This is a genomic window from Stutzerimonas stutzeri (genome assembly GCF_018138085.1).
Taxonomy (GTDB): Bacteria; Pseudomonadota; Gammaproteobacteria; order Pseudomonadales; family Pseudomonadaceae; genus Stutzerimonas; species Stutzerimonas stutzeri_AI.
Genome location: NZ_CP073105.1, coordinates 4,200,602 through 4,218,645 on the forward strand (window position 1 = coordinate 4,200,602; position 18,044 = coordinate 4,218,645).

Below are 18,044 nucleotides of genomic sequence, written 5' to 3' on the forward strand. Positions count from 1 at the left end.
CATGAAAGATCGCTTGTTCGTACTCAGCCAGTACCTGCTACCGCATCACCTGATTTCGCGCCTGGCCGGTTGCGTGGCCGAGTGCCGCCTACCTTGGGTGAAGAACACCTTCATCAAATGGTTCGTTAAGCACTTTCAGGTCGACATGCACGAAGCGCAGATCGAAGACCCCACCGCCTACGAACACTTCAACGCCTTCTTCACCCGGGCCTTGAAAGACGGCGCGCGCCCTCTCGACCCGACGCCCGGTGCGATACTCAACCCCTGCGACGGGGCGATCAGCCAGCTCGGCAAGATCGAGCAGGGCAGGATATTCCAGGCCAAGGGACACAGTTACAGCGTCACCGAGTTGCTCGGTGGCGACCATGAGCGTGCAGCTCCCTTCATGGGCGGGGATTTTGCCACCGTCTACCTGTCACCCAAGGACTACCATCGCGTGCACATGCCGCTGGCCGGGACGCTGCGTGAAATGGTCTACGTACCGGGCCGGATTTTCTCGGTCAACACCGTAACCGCCGAGGGCGTGCCGGAGCTGTTCGCGCGTAACGAGCGCGTGGTCTGCCTGTTCGACACCGAGCGCGGTCCGATGGCGATGGTGCTGGTCGGCGCCATGATCGTCGCCAGCATCGAGACCGTATGGGCCGGATTGGTCACACCACCCAAGCGCACCCTGAAGACCTTCCGCTACGATGAAGCGGCCCGAACCGCCGTGCATCTGGAAAAAGGGGCGGAGATGGGTCGTTTCAAGCTGGGCTCGACGGTGATACTGCTATTCGGGCCGGACCAGGTCAGCTGGGCCGAACAGCTATCGGCCTTGACCCCGGTGTGCATGGGCGAGGGACTGGGACAGGCCAAGGCGACGCCGCCCGCCACCATCCCGGCTGACGAACCGACACAGCCTTAGCACCGCACCAATGGTCGGCTATCACTGGCCAAGTGCTCCGTGTCCGTTATGATGTGACTGTTACAGTTGCATTTTGATATCACATTGTGATGGGCGCCCGACCCGCACCGGCAGGATCGCCAGCGGTGCGCTGGAAGCCTGCCACGGAGCTGATCGTTTGGAAAATCAAAGCCAACCATTGTTGCTACGCGTGACGACGCCGAACACTCAGGCGCTGTCCTTCTGCGAACCCAGCGTGCGCGGCGTAAAGCAGTGGCTGTCCGGCCTCCCCAAGGCCAACCTCGGCGAGACGGCTCGCCAGCTGTACCAGGCCTTGCTTGAACTCAACAAGCTGCGCACGACTGCCCAGTTGCGCCTGCAGCTGCTTGAGCTGCTACGGCCGGAAATCCACTTCGTTTGCCGTGAGCTGGAACGTCACCTCCATCACCAGCCGATCGTGCTCGGCGAGCGCCCACGCAAGGTGGCGAGCCTTTGCCAGGCGCTGCACAACCATCTCGCTACCGGTTACAAGCTGATTGTCGTGGAACTGGTGCCACAGACCGGGCGTGAACGCCTGCAGCTGGTCACCATCTCGCTGCAACGCGCAATCCGCAGCCTCTGTGCAATGCTGGTTCGCTCCACTCAGCTGTACAACCCAACTCCCGAAGGCTTGTGGTTCGAGCTGCATCAGCTGTACGCCATCGCCGTTGCGCACGGGCTTCATCGCACTGTCGTACGGGACGACCTTTGCTACCGGGTCAAGGGGCTGAGTATCGAGCAGAGCTATATCGTCGCCCTGATGATCGGCAGCGCCCGCTGCAACCAGATGCGCCAACAGAACATCGCCCAGCTGGCGCAGTTGCTCGAGCCCTGGAGCGCACTGGTGCGCCTGGAAAAGACGCCCGGCCCGTCCAGCCAGTTCGGCGTCTCTGCACGTATCGATGGGCCGCCACGCTATCGATCGATGTTCGCGGCCGAGGAGCGCCCTTACCTGCTCGGCATCGATCCCCATGGCCTGGTCCGGGCCATCGAGCAACACCTGCGGTCAGCGCCAGAGTCCGCCGAAGACCGGACGCTTGCCCTGCCCGAGGGAGTGAGCCTCGACCTGTTGCACCACGTCAGTGCCGCCTGGGGCGACGTTTCCGAGCGCAGCTTCCAGCGCACCCCGGCACAAGGTTCAATGAAGCTGTGCATCGGCATGAGCGCGCTGCACTATTACCTGGCGGGCCAACGCGAGTTTGGCGAACTGCTGAAGCGGCCCGATGCGACGCGCTCGGCCGTGTTCAAGCTGAACAACGCCGCGCCGGATGTCTGGGCTGTCGCCTTCGATGCCCAGGCGATGAGCGTCGAAGAGATTCTGCCGAGCGACCATATCGAATTCGTCCGCCCCACCGCGGCTGCAACGTCCGAGAGCGGGCCGCCGGACGAGCCGAAGGCGGACAACGCCTTTCCGACCTTCGAGGTGCATCGAGTCGACCACAGCCCCGGCGGCTTCTGCCTGTCCTGGCCGGATGACGTGCCGGCGCAGCTCCAGACCGGTGAATTGCTCGGTTTGCAGGATGCTGGCAGCCAGGCCTGGAGCATCGCGGTGGTGCGCTGGATTCGCCAATTGCGGGGCGGCGGCCCGCAAATGGGCGTCGAGCTCATCGCCCCGTCTGCGCAACCCTGCGGCCTGCGCCTGCTACGCAAGACCGAGCAGGGCAGCGAATACTTGCGCGCCCTGATGCTGCCTGAGATAGCCGTCATCTCGCGGCCGGCGACACTGATCGTGCCCCGCTTGCCGTTCCAGGAAGGTCAGAAGGTACAGATCAATCAGAACGGCGAAGAACTCCGCGCACTGCTGTGTCGTCGCCAGGCCGGCACCGGCAGCTACAGTCAGTTCGAATACCAACGGGTGGGCGTGGCGACGCCCCAGGAGACATCGATCACAGCCCGGGGAACCCAGTCGGCACCGCGCGGTGAAGATTTTGACTCACTCTGGCACACGCTGTAGATTGCGGCACACCGTTCCTTAGCCCCAACGCCCCGTCTCAGGCGCAATCCAAAGCTGCTGCCATGGCCCCGCAAAAGAAAACCATCCGCCTGCTGATCCTCGAGGATTCGCAGAATGAAGCTGAGCGACTGGTCAGCCTGTTTCGCAATGCGGGCCAGGCGACGCGCGTGCATCGGCTCACCTCCAGCGATGACCTTGCCGACGCGCTCCAACAGACCTGGGACCTGCTGATCAGCGCGCCGACCAGCAGCAATCTCGATCCAAGCGAAGCCATCGGCGCCATCCGCAAGCAGGCCAAGGACATCCCGGTCATCCAGTTGATCGACGGCAACGACACCGACGCCATTAGCGAAGCCCTGGCATTGGGCGCCCAGCGTGCACTGCCGCAGGGCGAGGACGAATGGCTGATCATGGTCGCCAACCGGGAGCTGGCGAATCTCGACGAGCGCCGCGCCCGGCGATCGGCGGAGGTGGCATTGCGCGAGGCCGAGAAGCGTTGCCAGCTGCTGCTGGAAAGCTCGGTAGACGCCATCGCGTACGTTCATGACGGCATGCACATCTATGCCAACCGCGCCTACCTCGAACTGTTCGGCTACGAAGACGTGGAAGAACTCGAAGGCATGCCGATGATCGACCTGATCGCCTCGTGCGATCAGGGCGAATTCAAGGGCTTTTTGAAGCAATACCAGTCCCTGCAAGGCAGTGCCGAGCTGGTGTGCGGCGGTGTCCGCGCCGATGGCGGCAATTTCAAGGCGCGCATGCACTTTTCCCCCGCCACCTACGACGGCGAACCCTGCATCCAGGTCGTCATCCGCGCCGAGAGCGGCAATGACGAGCTGGAAAAACTGCGCGAAATCAGTAGCCAGGATCAGGTGACCGGACTGTATAACCGCAACCATTTCCTCGAACTGCTCGATGGCGCGGTGGAGCGCGCCGTGAACGCAGGGCAGCCTTCGAGCCTGGCCTACCTGCGCATCGACCGCTTTGCGAGCCTGCAGGCCGAGATCGGTCTGGGCGACTCGGACCGCCTGCTCGCCGAGCTGGCCGGGTTGTTACGCGAGCAGTTCGAGCAATCGGCGGAGCTGGCGCGCTTCGGTGACGATGCCTTTGCGCTGCTGATGGCCGATGCCACACCGCAGCAGCTGGAACCGACGCTCGTCGAGCTGTTGCGCAAGGTCGAAGGGCACCTGTTCGAGATCAACGGTCGTACCGTTCAGACCAGCCTGACTATCGGCCTCGCCGCGCTCGATGAACAAACAGCGAAAGCACGAGACGTAATCGACCGCGCCCACCGCTGCGCCGAAGAGCTCAGCGACGGCAATGCACTGCGCATCTACGATCCTGCTGCCGAACTCGCCGCCGCCGCCAACCGCGGCAACCTGCTGGCGATGCTGCAGCAGGCCCTGGAAAAGAACAGCTTCCGCCTGCTGTTCCAGCCGATCATTAGCCTGCGTGGCGACAGCCACGAGCATTACGAGGTGCTGCTGCGCCTGCTCGACCCGCAAGGCGTCGAAGTGCCGCCCGGCGAGTTTCTCGGCGCCGCAAAGGAGGCTGGGCTGGCTACCCGGATCGACCGTTGGGTACTGCTCAATTCCATCAAGCTGCTCGCCGAGCACCGCAGCAAAGGGCACAGCACGCGACTGTTCGTGCATATCTCGAGCGCCAGCGTGCAGGATCCCGCGCTGCTTAACTGGCTCGGCGTCGCACTCAAGGCTTCGCGCCTGCCGCCTGACTCGCTGGTTTTCCAGATCGACGAGCAGGACGCCGTCGCCTATCTGAAACAGGCGAAAGCCCTGACTGAAGGGCTGAACGGACTAGGCTGTCGCATCGCCCTGAGCCGCTTCGGCTGCGTGCTGAACCCGTTCAATACGCTCAAACACCTGGGTGCCGATTTCGTCAAGATCGACGGTTCCTATACGCAGGAGCTGAGCCGCCAGGAGAGCCAGGACGCGCTCAAGCAACTGCTCGCCGATCTGCATGAACAGGCCAAACAGACCATCGTGCCCTTCGTCGACAGCGCAACCATCCTTGCGACGCTCTGGCAGGCCGGGGTGGGCTATATCCAGGGCCAATACTTGCAGGGGCCGAGCCAGTCGATGGACTACAACTTCTCGTCGGACGACGAATAGGCAAGAGCTGGAGACTGGGCAGCTAGGCGTCCCCTGCTCAGGTGAAGGGGACCAGCGCTCTTTTCGGCTTTACTCCGTTCCCTCGCGATCGCGGAAACCGAGCAGGTAGAGAATACCGTCCAGGCCCAGCGTCGAAATCGCCTGCTTGGCCGATTGCTTGACCAGCGGCTTGGCCCGGAAAGCCACCCCCAGGCCGGCAAGCCCGAGCATCGGCAGATCGTTCGCCCCGTCGCCAACGGCAATCGTCTGCTCCAGCCGCAAGCCCTCGCGCTCGGCCAGTTCGCGGAGCAGATCGGCCTTGCGCTGGGCATCGACGATCGGCTCCTGTGCGACACCGGTGAGCTTGCCATCGACGATTTCCAGCTCGTTGGCATAGACGTAGTCGATACCCAACCTGGCTTGCAGCTGACGCGCAAAATAGGTGAAGCCGCCCGACAGGATCGCCGTTTTGTAGCCCAGCCGCTTGAGCTCGGCGAACAGCAGTTCCGCCCCTTCGGTCAACCGCAGCCCAGCACCGACTTCGGCCAGCGCGCGCTCTTCCAGCCCTTCGAGCAAAGCCAGGCGCTCCTTGAAGCTGGCGCGGAAATCCAGCTCACCGCGCATCGCGCGCTCGGTAATCTCCGCAACCTGGTCACCGACGCCCGCCACCTTGGCCAGCTCGTCGATGACCTCCGCTTCGATCAGGGTCGAATCCATGTCGAACACCGCCAACCGACGATTGCGGCGGAACACGGAGTCGCGCTGGAAGGCGATATCGACATTGAGTTCCTGCGCCACGCTGAGGAACTCGGCACGTAGCGCAGCGGTATCGGCGGGCTCCCCTCGCACGGAAAACTCGATGCAGCCCTTGCCCAGCTCTTCGGGCACGTCCAACGGCTGACGACCGGACAGGCGATCGATGTGATCGATATTGAGCCCGTACTTGGCGGTGATCGAACTGACCCGCTGCAACTGCTCGGCGGTGACCTTGCGGGTCAGCAGCGTGACGATGTGCCGGGCCTTGCCCTGCCCTGCGACCCACTGCTGATAGTCGTCCTCGGCCACCGGCGTGAAACGCACCTGCTGATCGTGCTTGTAACCAGTGAATAGCACATCCTTGAGCACCGATGAGGCCCGTTCGGTATCAGGAATTTCCACCAGGATGCCGAACGACAAGGTGTCGTGAATCACAGCCTGACCGATATCCAGGATATTCACGCCACCTTGAGCGAGCACGCCGGTGATGGCCGCGGTCAGCCCGGGGCGATCTTCCCCGGTGATATTGATCAGGACGATTTCACGCAAGGCGCAGCTCCTATGCAAAGAAGGCCGGCATTCTACAACAGCCGGCCGCTGGCTGAGCGCTGCCAGCGGCCATGCCCCTCTGGATGTGGTCGTTTCCCACTCGACACCGAGTAATTCGCCAGCTTTTCCCGGGTGACCTTTAGCCCCCTGTGCGCTTTCCGTATACTGCGCGGCACCTTCCTCAAGAGTAGAGCCGCGCTCTGTGAACCGGCCCGCATCCGTCAAGCCCGACAATTTCTTCCTGCTGATCTACCGCGCACTACGCCAGCGGCGCATCCCGTTGGTGTTGCGGGTAGCCAGCCACACCCTGCTGCTGGTGGCCTTGGCCCTGGTGATCTACGCCTGGGTCATGGGCATGCAGTTCAAGCATGCGATGGAACAGCAGGCCGAGGCCCTGGGGCAGAGCTTGATCACCCAGACCGCCGCCTCGGCAACCGATCTGCTGGTGGCCAATGACATCCTCAGCCTCAACGTGCTGCTAAGCAATCTGGTGAAGAACCCGCTGGTCGCCCATGCCGCGATCTACAGCGTCGACAATCGCGTGCTGGCCGAATCCGGCACGCGCCCGCAGCGAAATCTGCTGGGCGACGAAGAAGGGCTGTATTCCACACCCATCAGCTTCCAGGAAGTAATCGCCGGGCATCTGCGCATCAGCCTGGACATGCGGCAGTTCCAGCAGCCCATGACCATCAGCCTGCAAAGCATGGGCCTGCTCGCGCTGATTCTTCTGGCATTGACGCTGATCCTCAGCACCCGCCTGGGCCGGCAGATCTCCCTGCCCCTGATGCAGCTGCGTCTATGGCTTCGCGACCCGGACGATCCGGCACCCGGCGCCGGCCGGCAGGATGAAATCGGCGACCTGGCCAGGCAGCTGCAAGCACGCCTGGTACCTGAGGAACCGGAACCCGACATCGAGCTGGACGACAGCATGCAGGATCTCTATTCGGCACACTTCGACACGCCGGCCGCGGCGCCGAGTGCCGCCTATCAGCACAGCGGGATCGACCGGACCTACCACGTCGATGATGAAGACGAAGACGATCGCTCGATCGGCTCCGCGCTGGCCGAACCAGACGAACCCCTTCAGTTCGACGAAGAGCCGTCCTTCGAAACGCCCACGCCGCAGCCAGCGCCAATCGCTCCTGCCCCCGTGATACCGGCCACCGCCGGCAAGAGCGGCGTGCTGGCGATCCAGCTCGGCGCCCAGGAGCAATTGCGCCGTCTGCCTCGCGACCGTCTCACCGACTTGCTGCAGCGCTACCGCGATTGCCTGGAGCAGGCCGCCACGCTGTATCAGGCCGAACTGCATACGCTCAACGACGGCAGCAGCCTGATGCTGTTCCACAGCCAGGACGACGAGCAGAACTATCTGACCCATGCCCTGTGTTGCGGCGAGTTGATGCGCGCACTCGGACATGCCTTGCAGATCGAAGTCGCCGATAGCGGCCTTACGCTGAACCTGCAACTGGGCCTGACCCAGGGTGAAGGACTCTACGACCTCAGCCAGGGCGACCTGCTGCTCAGCGAACCCGCACAGGCGGCCCTGGCTATGTCGCAGCACAGCCGCAACCTTCTGCTGATCGAACGCGAAATCGGTGAAGACCGCCTGATCATTCAGCGCGCTCGGATTCGCCCCATCGCCAGCCCAGAAGGGGCCTGCTGCGTCGAGCGCCTGCTCGACCCCTACCCGTCCCTGCTCGAGCGCCAACTCGCACGCATGCATGAACTGCGCAACCGCCGCTAAATCGCTGCGACAGCGGGCGGCATAGCACGCCTGCGCCCCGTTAGCGGATAGCGGATAGCGGATAGCGGATAGCGGTGATGATAGAGCTGGATCTCTGCGGCCTAGACACGCCCTTGCAGGCATCAGCCCACACAGCAAAAGGCCCGCCGGAATGGCTTGATCACCATTCGCGCCGGGCCTTGTTGGCTGTAGGCAATCGCCTTGGCGGCGTATTAGAAGCGAAACACTTCCAGATCGGTCCTGATCGGCTCGACCGCAGGAATCGCCGGGGGCGCGGCGGGTTTGCTGGGCGCCTTGACGACATTGCGTTTGACCGGCGTCTTGGCAACCGTCATCGGCTCGATAGCGGCGGCCATCATCTCGCTCAAGCGTTGTAGCAGCACACTCTGCGCCCGCACCTGATCGGCCGTGGTACCTTGATGCTCTTCCTGAAGCCGGACCAGACGGCTGCCCTGACGCTTGCCCTGCTTGTCCAGCAGCCGCCATTGGGCCTCCAGCACCGCGGGGTGCTGCGGACCGGAATCGAGCCGAGTGATTTCCAGTTCGACCTGGACATCGGGGCTGAAGCCCTTGCTACCAGGGCTAAGCTCGAGACTCTGCGTATTCAGGCGCCAGGCCAGCTGCCGCATGAGCAGTTGGTTGATGTCGCCTTGCAGATCACCGGCCCAGCGCGCCTGTTGCCCATCGGCAGCCAGGCTTCCATCCGGCAGCCGCTGCAGCAAGGCGTCGTGCTGCAGATAGTCGGCCAGCTTCACCGGACCCAGCAAGATCGCCACGCCATCCGCTGCCTGCGCAGGTGTTTCTACAGCGCCGTTGTCGAGTCGGTACATCGGCACGGGTTGAGTCACACAGCCAGCCAGGCTGACACAGGCAAATAGCAAAACAGTTGTGAGGCGCTGCACGTTCGTCTCTACCTTGGCACCGGACCCGGGCGACCTGGCAGGCGATGGGCGTCTATCCGCCCAGCTGCACAGTCACCCTCATCGTCGTACCGATCGTCTTTGGCTCTCGATGCGGCTGAGGGGCAGCCGCATCGCGAACGGGTGAAAATTTGAAGGCCGCTATCTTCCGTGAAACCGGCGCTGGAAGCCAGTCTCTAATACCTCTCCTTCTTAGTTCGCGGTTTCCACCTGCAACCCATCCACGCGTTGGAAACCGCGTGGCAGCTTGTTTCCACGCCGTCCGCGCTCGCCCTTGTAGTGTTCCAGGTCATCGGATTTAAGCGACAAGGTACGCTTGCCGGCCTGCAACACCAGCGTTGCCCCTTCGGGCAGCACGGCAAGCCCCGTCAGATATTCCTCACGGCTGGCGACACGATCACCGGGAATGCCGATGATCTTGTTGCCCTTGCCTTTGCCCAGCTGTGGCAAGTCGCGGACCGGGAAGACCAGCAGACGGCCCTCGGTCGTGACGGCGGCCAGCCAGTCCTGATCGCGGTTCGCCAACGGGCGTGGCGCCACCACACGCGCACCTGCCGGCAACGACAGCAGCGCCTTGCCCGCCTTGTTCTTGGCCTGCAGGTCTTCGCCCTTGACCACGAAACCGTAGCCGGCGTCCGAGGCGATCACGTACAACGCCTCGTCATCGGGCAGCAAGACGCACTCGAAGCTGACGCCCGGCGGCGGCGTCAGCCGTCCGGTCAGCGGCTCGCCCTGACCACGCGCCGAAGGCAGCGAATGCGCGGCCAGCGAGTAGCTGCGCCCGCTCGAGTCAATGAACACGGCGTACTGGTTGGAGCGACCGGGAGCGGCAGCCTTGAAGCCATCGCCGGCCTTGTAGGACAGGCCGGTGGCGTCGATATCGTGGCCCTTGGCGCAGCGCGCCCAGCCCTTTTCGGAAATGACGACGGTGACCGGCTCGGAGGGCAGCAACTCGTTTTCCGACAGCGCCCGGGCCTCAGCGCGCGCGACGATAGGCGAGCGGCGTTCGTCGCCATAGGTTTCGGCGTCGGCGAGCAGTTCCTTGCGCACCAGTTTCTTCAGCTTGGTCTCGCTGCCAAGTAGCGCCAGCAGCCTCTCACGTTCCTTGGCCAGTTCGTCCTGCTCACCACGGATTTTCATCTCTTCCAGCCGTGCCAGTTGCCGCAGGCGGGTATCGAGGATGTAGTCGGCCTGCAGCTCGGAGAGTTCGAAACGCGCCATCAGCACCGGTTTGGGCTGGTCCTCGGTGCGGATGATGTGAATCACCTCGTCGAGGTTGAGAAAGGCGACCAGCAAGCCTTCCAACAAGTGCAGGCGTTTTTCGACCTTGTCCAGGCGGAACTGCAGCCGGCGACGCACCGTGCCGATGCGGTAGGTCAGCCATTCGCTGAGCAATACCTTGAGATTCTTCACTTGCGGCCGGCCATCGAGGCCGATCACGTTGGTGTTGACACGATAGCTGGACTCCAGCTCGGTGGTGGCGAACAGGTGCTGCATCAGCTCGTCGGCATCGACGCGATTGGAGCGCGGGATGATGACGATTCGGCAAGGGTTCTCATGATCGGATTCGTCGCGCAGATCGGCCACCATCGGTAGCTTCTTGGCCTGCATCTGTGCGGCGATCTGCTCCAGGACCTTGGAGCCGGATACCTGATGGGGCAACGCGCTGACCACGATATCGCCGTCCTCGACGCGGTACACGGCGCGCATGCGCACCGAGCCGCGACCGCTCTCGTACAGCTTCAACAGATCGGCGCGCGGCGTGACGATTTCCGCTTCGGTCGGATAATCCGGCCCCTGAACGTGCTCGCAGAGCTGCTCGACCGTCGTCTTCGGGTCGTCCAGCAGCCGTACGCAGGCGGCGGCCACTTCACGCAGGTTGTGCGGCGGCACATCGGTGGCCATCCCCACCGCGATGCCGGTGGTGCCATTGAGCAGCAGATTGGGCAAACGCGCCGGCAACGTCGCCGGCTCGTCGAGCGTGCCGTCGAAGTTGGGCACCCAGTCCACCGTACCTTGGCCGAGTTCGGACAGCAGCACCTCGGAATAGCGCGACAGACGCGCCTCGGTGTAGCGCATGGCGGCGAATGACTTCGGATCGTCCGGCGCGCCCCAGTTGCCCTGGCCGTCGACCAGCGTGTAGCGATAGCTGAAGGGCTGCGCCATCAGCACCATGGCTTCGTAACAGGCCGAATCGCCATGCGGATGGAATTTACCCAGCACGTCACCGACCGTACGCGCCGATTTCTTGTGCTTGGAATCGGCGTTCAGCCCCAGCTCGCTCATGGCGTAGATGATGCGCCGCTGCACCGGTTTGAGGCCGTCGCCGATATGCGGCAGGGCGCGATCCATGATCACGTACATCGAATAATTGAGATAAGCCTGCTCGGTGAAGTCGGCAAGGGAGCGGCGCTCGACGCCGTCCAGGCTCAGGTCCAGGGTTTCGCTCATGAGCAGTTTTCTTCACTAGAGGTGGATGTTATCGAGGCGTGTTCGCCGAATTTGATCAGATTGCCGTGGGGGTCGATGACGTACAGCTCCTTCATGCCCCATGGTCGCAACACCGGCGGCTGTAGCGCTAAGCCGTGCCGGCTGAACTCATCGAACAATGCCTGGCAATCGCCGGTGCGCACGTAGCAGGACGTGTTCTCTGCCACATGACGATCCGCGCACAGCCAGAAATGCAGCTCGGCCCCGTCACGCGCCAGCATCAGGTAATCGGCATCCTGTCGCAGCACCCGAAAGCCCAGATGGCTCACGTAGAAATCACGGCTCTCGTCGAGATCCAGCGATGCCAGTACCGGTACGGTCGCCTCTATGGAAGTGGTCATCAAGCCCGCCTTCAGGGAGTTTCCTGGCGCAGCACCAGGGTGCCTGCGCGCTGGGTGAATTCGAGCTGCTTCAAGGCGCTCATGCCGAGCAGCACCTGCTCTGCGCCAAAGCCTGGCGCGATGAGGGCACGCACATCATGCAGCACGATGTCGCCCAACGTGAGGCTGTCGAGCGTGGTGCGATACCCCGTGCTGGGGCCGTTGGCTGTCTGCAGCGCAACGCGAGCGCCACGGGACAAACCTAGACGTTCGGCCTGCTCCGCAGGGATCGCCACATCCGTGGCACCGGTATCCAGCAAGAAGGTTACCGGCAGGCCATTGATCAGCCCGTCCGCCACGAAATGGCCCTGGCCATTGCTGACCAACCGCACCTCGATGTGATTTCCCTGTACCACCGAAACGGGTTCGCGGTTTGGATTGAGGCGACTCTGCTCCCAGTCGGCGAAGAAACGCGTCGCCAGCAGCAGCCCCGCGCCCCATGCCAGTACCAGCATGACGCGGCCGGCACGGCGGCCGGCTGGCTGGGTCACTGCTTGACACCCCAACCGCCCTTGGGCGCGGCGAAGCGCCAGACAACCGGCCGTTTCTCGCCATCGGCACGCGTCATCCCATTGTTATCGATGCCGATCCAGGCGCCCTCCGCGTCTACCCACAAGGCCTCGGCATTGCCGAACGGCGTGTCGTAGCGACGCGCATCGGCCAACGCCGTGGTGGCGTAGGTCCAGCACGCCTCGCTATCGCCGGTGGCCGGCTTGCGTCGGCAGATCTGATGCCGGACAGGCTCGAGGGTGAACAGTTTGTCCTGATGGAAAGCCAGGCCGGAAAACCGTCGTGGCTGGTCGCCTTCATTCATTGCTGCCGGCGGCGACTCGCGGCCCCCTTCGACCAGCAAGACGCAACCGCCGGTGCATTTCCAGGCATTCTGCTTGCGATGCATCACCAGCAGCCCCCGACGACTGTGTTCGGCCGCAAGCCAGAGGCGATCAGCATCCGGGTCGACGGCAACGCCTTCGAACATGGCATTGAACTGGAGCAACATGCCGCTCGCACGGGCCTGACGAACCAGACCATCGGGAAGGCTCAGCCATTGCGCGGTACCCGCCGGATTGACCCGCAGCACCGCCGCGTGCGCTTCGCTGACCAGGTAGCGGTTGCCGAGGCTGTCGCAGCTCAGCCCCTCGAAATCCATCTCACCGCCGCGCAGCATGCCGGTAATGGCGGCCCGTATGCGCACGCCCCATGACAGCCCGGTATTCGGCACGGGCGGCAGCTCGAAGTGCTCGGCTTCGGCGCGCCAGACGGTATCGCTGGCATCGAGTCGGTACAGCACGTTGTCTTCGCGGTCCGACACCGCCCAGAGCGCGTCGCCGCACCAGGCCAGCCCGGAAAGATTTCCCTGCTCGATACCCTCGACAGGATGCTCACTGACCAGCGCCAGCTCCGAAAGGTCTTCGGCAGCCCATGCCGGTGCCACCAACGCCAGCAGCAATAAAAGCCAGCAACGGTTCAAATCAGCACCTCGGCCAGGTTGCCCTTCGACTCGAGCCAATTCTTGCGGTCGCTGGCGCGTTTCTTGGCGAGCAGCATGTCCATGATCTCGCGGGTACCGTCGAAGTCATCGAGGGTCAGCTGCACCAGCCGGCGGGTGTTGGGGTCCATGGTGGTTTCACGCAGTTGCGGCGGGTTCATTTCGCCGAGGCCCTTGAATCGGGTGACCTGCGGTTTGCCACGGCGCTTCTCGGCCAGAAGACGCTCGAGGATGCCGTCGCGCTCGGCCTCATCGAGCGCGTAGAAGATGTCCTTGCCCAGGTCGATGCGGTACAAGGGTGGCATCGCCACGTACACGTGTCCGGCGTCAACCAGCGGCCGGAAGTGACGAACGAACAGCGCGCACAGCAGCGTGGCAATGTGCAGGCCATCCGAGTCGGCATCGGCGAGGATACAGATCTTCCCGTAGCGCAACTGGGACATGTCCGCCGCTCCGGGATCGACGCCGATGGCGACCGCGATGTCATGCACCTCCTGGCTCGCCAGCACCTCGCCGCCATCGACCTCCCAGGTGTTAAGGATCTTGCCACGCAGCGGCATGATCGCCTGGAACTCCTTGTCACGGGCCTGCTTGGCCGACCCGCCGGCCGAATCGCCCTCGACCAGAAACAGCTCGGAGCGCGCCGGATCCTGCCCCGCGCAATCGGCCAGCTTGCCGGGAAGCGCCGGGCCCTGGGTGATGCGCTTGCGTTCGACCTTCTTGCTGGCCTTGAGGCGGCGCCCGGCATTGCTGATCGCCAGTTCGGCGAGCTGCATGCCCAGTTCGGGATGGGCGTTGAGCCAGAGACTGAAGGCATCCTTGACCACACCGGAGACGAATGCCGCCGCCTCGCGCGACGACAGGCGCTCCTTGGTCTGGCCGGAAAACTGTGGCTCCTGCATCTTGGTCGAGAGCACGAAAGCGATCCGCTCCCAGACGTCTTCCGGCGCCAACTTGACGCCGCGTGGCAGCAGGTTGCGGAACTCGCAGAATTCACGCATCGCGTCCAGCAGGCCTTGCCGCAGCCCGTTGACATGGGTGCCGCCCTGCGCGGTCGGGATCAGGTTGACGTAGCTTTCCTGAACGCTGTCGCCCCCTTCCGGCAGCCACAACAACGCCCAGTCGACCGCTTCCTTGCTACCGGACAGGCTGCCGCAGAAGGGTTCGTCGGGAAGCCGCACGAACTCGCTGACCGCGTCGACCAGATACGAACGCAGGCCGTCCTGGTAATGCCATTCGACTTTTTCGCCGGTGCTCTTGTCTTCGAAACTGACGCTCAGCCCCGGACACAACACCGCCTTGGCCTTGAGCACGTGCTTGAGCCGGCTGATGGAAAACTTCGGCGAATCGAAATACTTCGGGTCGGCCCAGAAATGCACGCTGGTGCCGGTGTTGCGCTTGCCAACCGTACCGATGATCTCCAGCTCGCTGGCCTTGAAACCGTCGGTGAAGGCCATGCGGTACTCGTTGCCATCACGCTTGACGGTCACCTCGACCCGGGTCGACAGCGCGTTGACCACCGAGATACCGACGCCGTGCAGGCCACCGGAAAACTGGTAGTTCTTGTTAGAGAACTTGCCGCCGGCATGCAGCTTGGTGAGGATCAGTTCGACGCCCGAAACGCCCTCCTCCGGGTGGATGTCCACCGGCATGCCACGACCATCGTCGATCACTTGCAGCGAGTTGTCCTGGTGCAGGATCACCTGCACGGAGCTGGCGTGACCCGCCAGGGCCTCGTCGACACTGTTGTCGATGACTTCCTGCGCGAGGTGGTTGGGCCGCGAGGTATCGGTGTACATACCCGGACGCTTGCGGACAGGGTCCAGGCCCGACAGGACTTCAATGGCTTCGGCGGTATAAGACATAAGCGTCTCGTGATGTCCTTATGAATCGGAAAAATCGAGTTCTGCGAAGCTGGCCGGATCGAAGCCGGCGAACGCCAGCAAAGCGGGAAGGCGCTCGGCGAAGCCCTGGAAGCCATGGTCGCCACCGGCCTGGATGCGCACCGCACAGCCCTGGTAAAAGCTCGCCGCATGGCGGTAGTCCAGCGTCTCGTCGCCGGTCTGCAGCCAGACCTGATAGCGCTCGGCATCCCGCGGCGGCGGAACTTCCAGCTCGGCGAGAGCCGTGACGTGATCCTCGGTAAGTTCCCAGACCTCGCCTGTATAAAGGTTGGTCTGCGGACCAAGATAGCCGTCGAAGTGGCGATGCGGCGTCACCGCCGGATTGATCAGCAGCGCCTTGAGCCCGTGGCGCTCGGCGAGGTGCGTTGCATAGTATCCGCCGAGGGAGCTGCCGACCAGCACGGGGCGCCCCAGTTCGACAATGGCCGCCTCGAGCTGGGCAATGGCCTGACGAGGGTGATGATGCAGGGCTGGCACTCGCAACCGGTCGATCGAGCCGATACGCTCCATTGCCGCGGTCAGCTGACTGGCCTTTTGCGATAGCGGAGAGCTGTTGAGGCCGTGCATGTAAACAATGGCGGGCTGCGTACGGGTCATGCTGGTTCGCTGAGCTGGCAAAAGACGGGAAAGGCTACTAGGCGAGATACGCAGGCTGCAAGCTGCGCCCGCCGTCCGAGCGGCGATTGGGTATCAAGCGCCCTTCGCGTGACTCGAAAAACGCTGTCCGCAGCCTGACGTAACGTCAGTAGCCCTTGACGTCGTAATTGACCTCGAAATCGACGCCAACCACGCGTGAGACGCCCGTTTCGAGTGCGCCGTCGGCATGCAGCCGCAGCCAGCGATAGCCTGGCGCGCGTGTATCGACCTGGAAGTCCTCGCTGCCAGGGGCGAACTGCACGCCGGTCGACGGCGTCGCCAGCAACCGAACACCGCTGCGCCAGCCGTCGAATTCCTGGTGAATGTGCCCCCAGAGCAAAGCCTTGACGCAACTGAAGCGATCGAGCACCTCGAACAGCGCTTCGCGGTTGTGCAAGCCGATGCTGTCCATCCATCGACTGTCGATGGTGACCGGGTGATGATGCAGGCAAACCAGGTGCGGCCGTTCCGGCGCCTGTGCCAGAGTCCGCTCCAGCAATTCCAGCTGATCGTCACGAAGCAGCCCGAACACCGAGCCCGGCACCAGCGTGTCGAGCATCACCACGCGCCAAGCGCCCATTTCCAGCACAGGCTCCATCAGGTCGCTGTCGAGCGTGGCCTCGCGCATGGCGTCCAGCTCGTCATGATTGCCAGGACACCAGCGCGCCGGCGCATCGATGCGCTCGGAAAGCTGGCGAAACCGCGTGTAGGAGGCAAGGGAGCCGTCCTGCGACAGGTCTCCGGTGGCCAGCACCAGATCCACGCTGGGTTGCTCGTGCAAGACCAGGTCGACGACTCGCTGCAGGCTCGCGGCAGTATCCATGCCCAGCAGTCGCCCGTCCGCCTCGGCAAACAGATGGCTGTCGGTCAGCTGTACGAGCAGCACCGAATCGTTGTTAGCAGTGAGGGGCGCAGCAGCCAAGACCCGTCTCCTTTGGCGAATTCGCAAAAGAATTATGGTGGCTCGCAGCTACAGGGGTAAACCACACGATGCGGGCATGCATCACAGACGAGCGAATCGATGCGGCGGCCGGGTTCCGGAAGCTGAACGCAGACCTCGACCTTTGGGTTGCAGAACCGATCGGCGCGCTTACAGAACCGGCTCGAGTTCGTGGCCACACGCCAGACAATGCCCCAGCCATTCACCGAGAAACAGGTTGAGCTGATTCTTCTCGTCGGGCTGATGCATTTGAGCGTTGGGATAGCTGTAGATGCCGCGGAAACGTCGAGCATTCTCGGCACTGATCACTTCCGCCATGCGCGCATCATGGTAGACCCGCACGTCCATCTGCGGTACTGGAAGCCAGGGCAAGCAGTCCTGCTGGCTGATCTGCACGGTGGTGGTGTAGGGGCAGCTCTCCACGACTTTCAGCACCAGCACGCCGAGCAGTCGATCGCCCTGGCTCATGGCGATTCGGCGAATGTCCGGCTGGTTGCGCATGTCCGGCAACAGGCGCATCAGCCGCAGGTAGTTGGCCTCGCAGGCCGCCTGCAGCTCCAGCAGATCGACACGGTATCGTTCGCGCGTTCGCCTCATGTCCACGCCCCCCTGATCTCGTCGCGATTCAGCGCCAGCCATTGCAGCGCGATGATGCTCGCGGCGTTATCGATGCCGCCGTCGCGTACGGCCTGCAATGCCTGCTGCAACGACCAGACGTGCACGCGAATATCCTCACCCTCTTCGTCCAGGCCGAACACGCCGCCCGCATTGGAGCTGTCGCAACGCCCCACGTAGAGGTGCACGCGCTCGGTGCTACCGCCGGGCGACGGGAAGTAGGTCGTGACCGGCCACAGCTCGCCCACTTCCAACCCGGCTTCCTCGATGGCTTCGCGCCGCGCCACCTCTTCGGGCTGCTCGTCCTTGTCGATCAGGCCGGCGACCAGTTCGATCAGCCAGGGGTTAGCCACCTTGCCGACCGCCCCGACCCGGAATTGCTCGATAAGCACGACCTCGTCGCGGCGAGGATCGTAGGGCAACACGCAAACCGCATCGTGACGGACGAACAATTCGCGCTCGAGCTGCCGGCCCATGGCGCCACTGAACAGGCGATGTCGCAGTTGCAGACGATCCAGGCGATAGAAACCGCTGAAGCATTGCTCTCGCTCGACGATCTCGACATCATCCGGACCGGGTTTGAAGGTATCAGTCATGAATCACTCACATATCGGTTTTGTCCGCGCCCAGGGCGCCG

General features: G+C 63.4%; 15 protein-coding genes. 4 read left to right on the forward strand and 11 right to left on the reverse strand.

The features are described from left to right. Window position 1: 1 nt before the first annotated feature. The 3 genes from asd (at window position 2) to KCX70_RS19390 (ending at window position 5,005) form a co-directional block, all read left to right on the forward strand. Window positions 2-904, forward strand: a complete 903-nt coding sequence (gene asd, locus KCX70_RS19380; RefSeq protein WP_021209705.1) for an archaetidylserine decarboxylase — start codon at window positions 2-4, stop codon at window positions 902-904. 157 nt (window positions 905-1,061) lie between these two features. Further along, window positions 1,062-2,876 carry a molecular chaperone gene (locus KCX70_RS19385; RefSeq protein WP_212618504.1) on the forward strand — a complete coding sequence of 605 codons (1,815 nt, stop codon included), beginning with the start codon at window positions 1,062-1,064 and terminating at the stop codon, window positions 2,874-2,876. Window positions 2,877-2,938: 62 nt separating this feature from the next. After that, a complete protein-coding gene (locus KCX70_RS19390) occupies window positions 2,939-5,005 on the forward strand; it encodes an EAL domain-containing response regulator (protein ID WP_212618505.1) in 2,067 nt (688 codons plus the stop codon). Between the two features lie 69 nt (window positions 5,006-5,074). Here KCX70_RS19390 and serB read toward each other — a convergent pair whose 3' ends face one another. After that, window positions 5,075-6,289, reverse strand: coding sequence for a phosphoserine phosphatase SerB (serB, locus tag KCX70_RS19395; protein WP_021209708.1), 1,215 nt, complete (start codon window positions 6,287-6,289; stop codon window positions 5,075-5,077). Between the two features lie 202 nt (window positions 6,290-6,491). Here serB and KCX70_RS19400 point away from each other — a divergent pair, with 202 nt between their 5' ends. Continuing rightward, on the forward strand, window positions 6,492-8,033 hold the full coding sequence (locus tag KCX70_RS19400) for an AhpA/YtjB family protein (protein ID WP_212618506.1): 1,542 nt from the start codon (window positions 6,492-6,494) through the stop codon (window positions 8,031-8,033). A 212-nt stretch (window positions 8,034-8,245) separates the two neighbouring features. Here KCX70_RS19400 and KCX70_RS19405 read toward each other — a convergent pair whose 3' ends face one another. From KCX70_RS19405 to nudF, 10 genes are all read right to left on the reverse strand, one after another. Then, the gene (locus KCX70_RS19405; RefSeq protein WP_249121666.1) at window positions 8,246-8,881 is read right to left on the reverse strand and encodes a PqiC family protein; all 636 of its coding nucleotides are present in this window, start codon (window positions 8,879-8,881) and stop codon (window positions 8,246-8,248) included. A 264-nt stretch (window positions 8,882-9,145) separates the two neighbouring features. Further along, window positions 9,146-11,404 carry a DNA topoisomerase IV subunit A gene (gene parC / locus KCX70_RS19410; RefSeq protein ID WP_212618508.1) on the reverse strand — a complete coding sequence of 753 codons (2,259 nt, stop codon included), beginning with the start codon at window positions 11,402-11,404 and terminating at the stop codon, window positions 9,146-9,148. Next, window positions 11,401-11,784 carry a bleomycin resistance protein gene (locus tag KCX70_RS19415; RefSeq protein ID WP_212618509.1) on the reverse strand — a complete coding sequence of 128 codons (384 nt, stop codon included), beginning with the start codon at window positions 11,782-11,784 and terminating at the stop codon, window positions 11,401-11,403. Before KCX70_RS19415 ends, parC begins: the two co-directional genes overlap by 4 nt. A gap of 11 nt (window positions 11,785-11,795) precedes the next feature. Continuing rightward, entirely contained in the window at window positions 11,796-12,314 is a 519-nt protein-coding gene (locus tag KCX70_RS19420; RefSeq protein ID WP_212618510.1) for a retropepsin-like aspartic protease family protein, read from the reverse strand. Continuing rightward, window positions 12,311-13,294, reverse strand: coding sequence for an esterase-like activity of phytase family protein (locus KCX70_RS19425; protein WP_212618511.1), 984 nt, complete (start codon window positions 13,292-13,294; stop codon window positions 12,311-12,313). Before KCX70_RS19425 ends, KCX70_RS19420 begins: the two co-directional genes overlap by 4 nt. Continuing rightward, on the reverse strand, window positions 13,291-15,177 hold the full coding sequence (parE, locus tag KCX70_RS19430) for a DNA topoisomerase IV subunit B (protein ID WP_212618512.1): 1,887 nt from the start codon (window positions 15,175-15,177) through the stop codon (window positions 13,291-13,293). Before parE ends, KCX70_RS19425 begins: the two co-directional genes overlap by 4 nt. Before the next feature lie 18 nt (window positions 15,178-15,195). After that, complete coding sequence (locus tag KCX70_RS19435) at window positions 15,196-15,813, reverse strand: YqiA/YcfP family alpha/beta fold hydrolase (RefSeq protein WP_212618513.1); 618 nt, start codon at window positions 15,811-15,813, stop codon at window positions 15,196-15,198. A gap of 145 nt (window positions 15,814-15,958) precedes the next feature. Next, window positions 15,959-16,774, reverse strand: coding sequence for a 3',5'-cyclic-AMP phosphodiesterase (cpdA, locus tag KCX70_RS19440; protein WP_212618514.1), 816 nt, complete (start codon window positions 16,772-16,774; stop codon window positions 15,959-15,961). Window positions 16,775-16,942: 168 nt separating this feature from the next. Then, window positions 16,943-17,389, reverse strand: coding sequence for a DUF1249 domain-containing protein (locus KCX70_RS19445; RefSeq protein ID WP_021209718.1), 447 nt, complete (start codon window positions 17,387-17,389; stop codon window positions 16,943-16,945). Next, window positions 17,386-18,003, reverse strand: a complete 618-nt coding sequence (gene nudF / locus KCX70_RS19450) for an ADP-ribose diphosphatase (protein ID WP_021209719.1) — start codon at window positions 18,001-18,003, stop codon at window positions 17,386-17,388. The genes KCX70_RS19445 and nudF overlap by 4 nt, the downstream gene beginning before the upstream one ends. Window positions 18,004-18,044 lie beyond the last annotated feature (41 nt).

Coding starts and splice junctions, on each gene's coding strand:
- asd (WP_021209705.1), top strand. CDS start 2: ATGAAAGATCGCTTGTTCGTACTCAGCCAGTACCTGCTACCGCATCAC.
- KCX70_RS19390 (WP_212618505.1), top strand. CDS start 2,939: ATGGCCCCGCAAAAGAAAACCATCCGCCTGCTGATCCTCGAGGATTCG.
- parC (WP_212618508.1), bottom strand. CDS start 11,404: ATGAGCGAAACCCTGGACCTGAGCCTGGACGGCGTCGAGCGCCGCTCC.
- KCX70_RS19415 (WP_212618509.1), bottom strand. CDS start 11,784: ATGACCACTTCCATAGAGGCGACCGTACCGGTACTGGCATCGCTGGAT.
- parE (WP_212618512.1), bottom strand. CDS start 15,177: ATGTCTTATACCGCCGAAGCCATTGAAGTCCTGTCGGGCCTGGACCCT.
- KCX70_RS19435 (WP_212618513.1), bottom strand. CDS start 15,813: ATGACCCGTACGCAGCCCGCCATTGTTTACATGCACGGCCTCAACAGC.
- KCX70_RS19445 (WP_021209718.1), bottom strand. CDS start 17,389: ATGAGGCGAACGCGCGAACGATACCGTGTCGATCTGCTGGAGCTGCAG.
- nudF (WP_021209719.1), bottom strand. CDS start 18,003: ATGACTGATACCTTCAAACCCGGTCCGGATGATGTCGAGATCGTCGAG.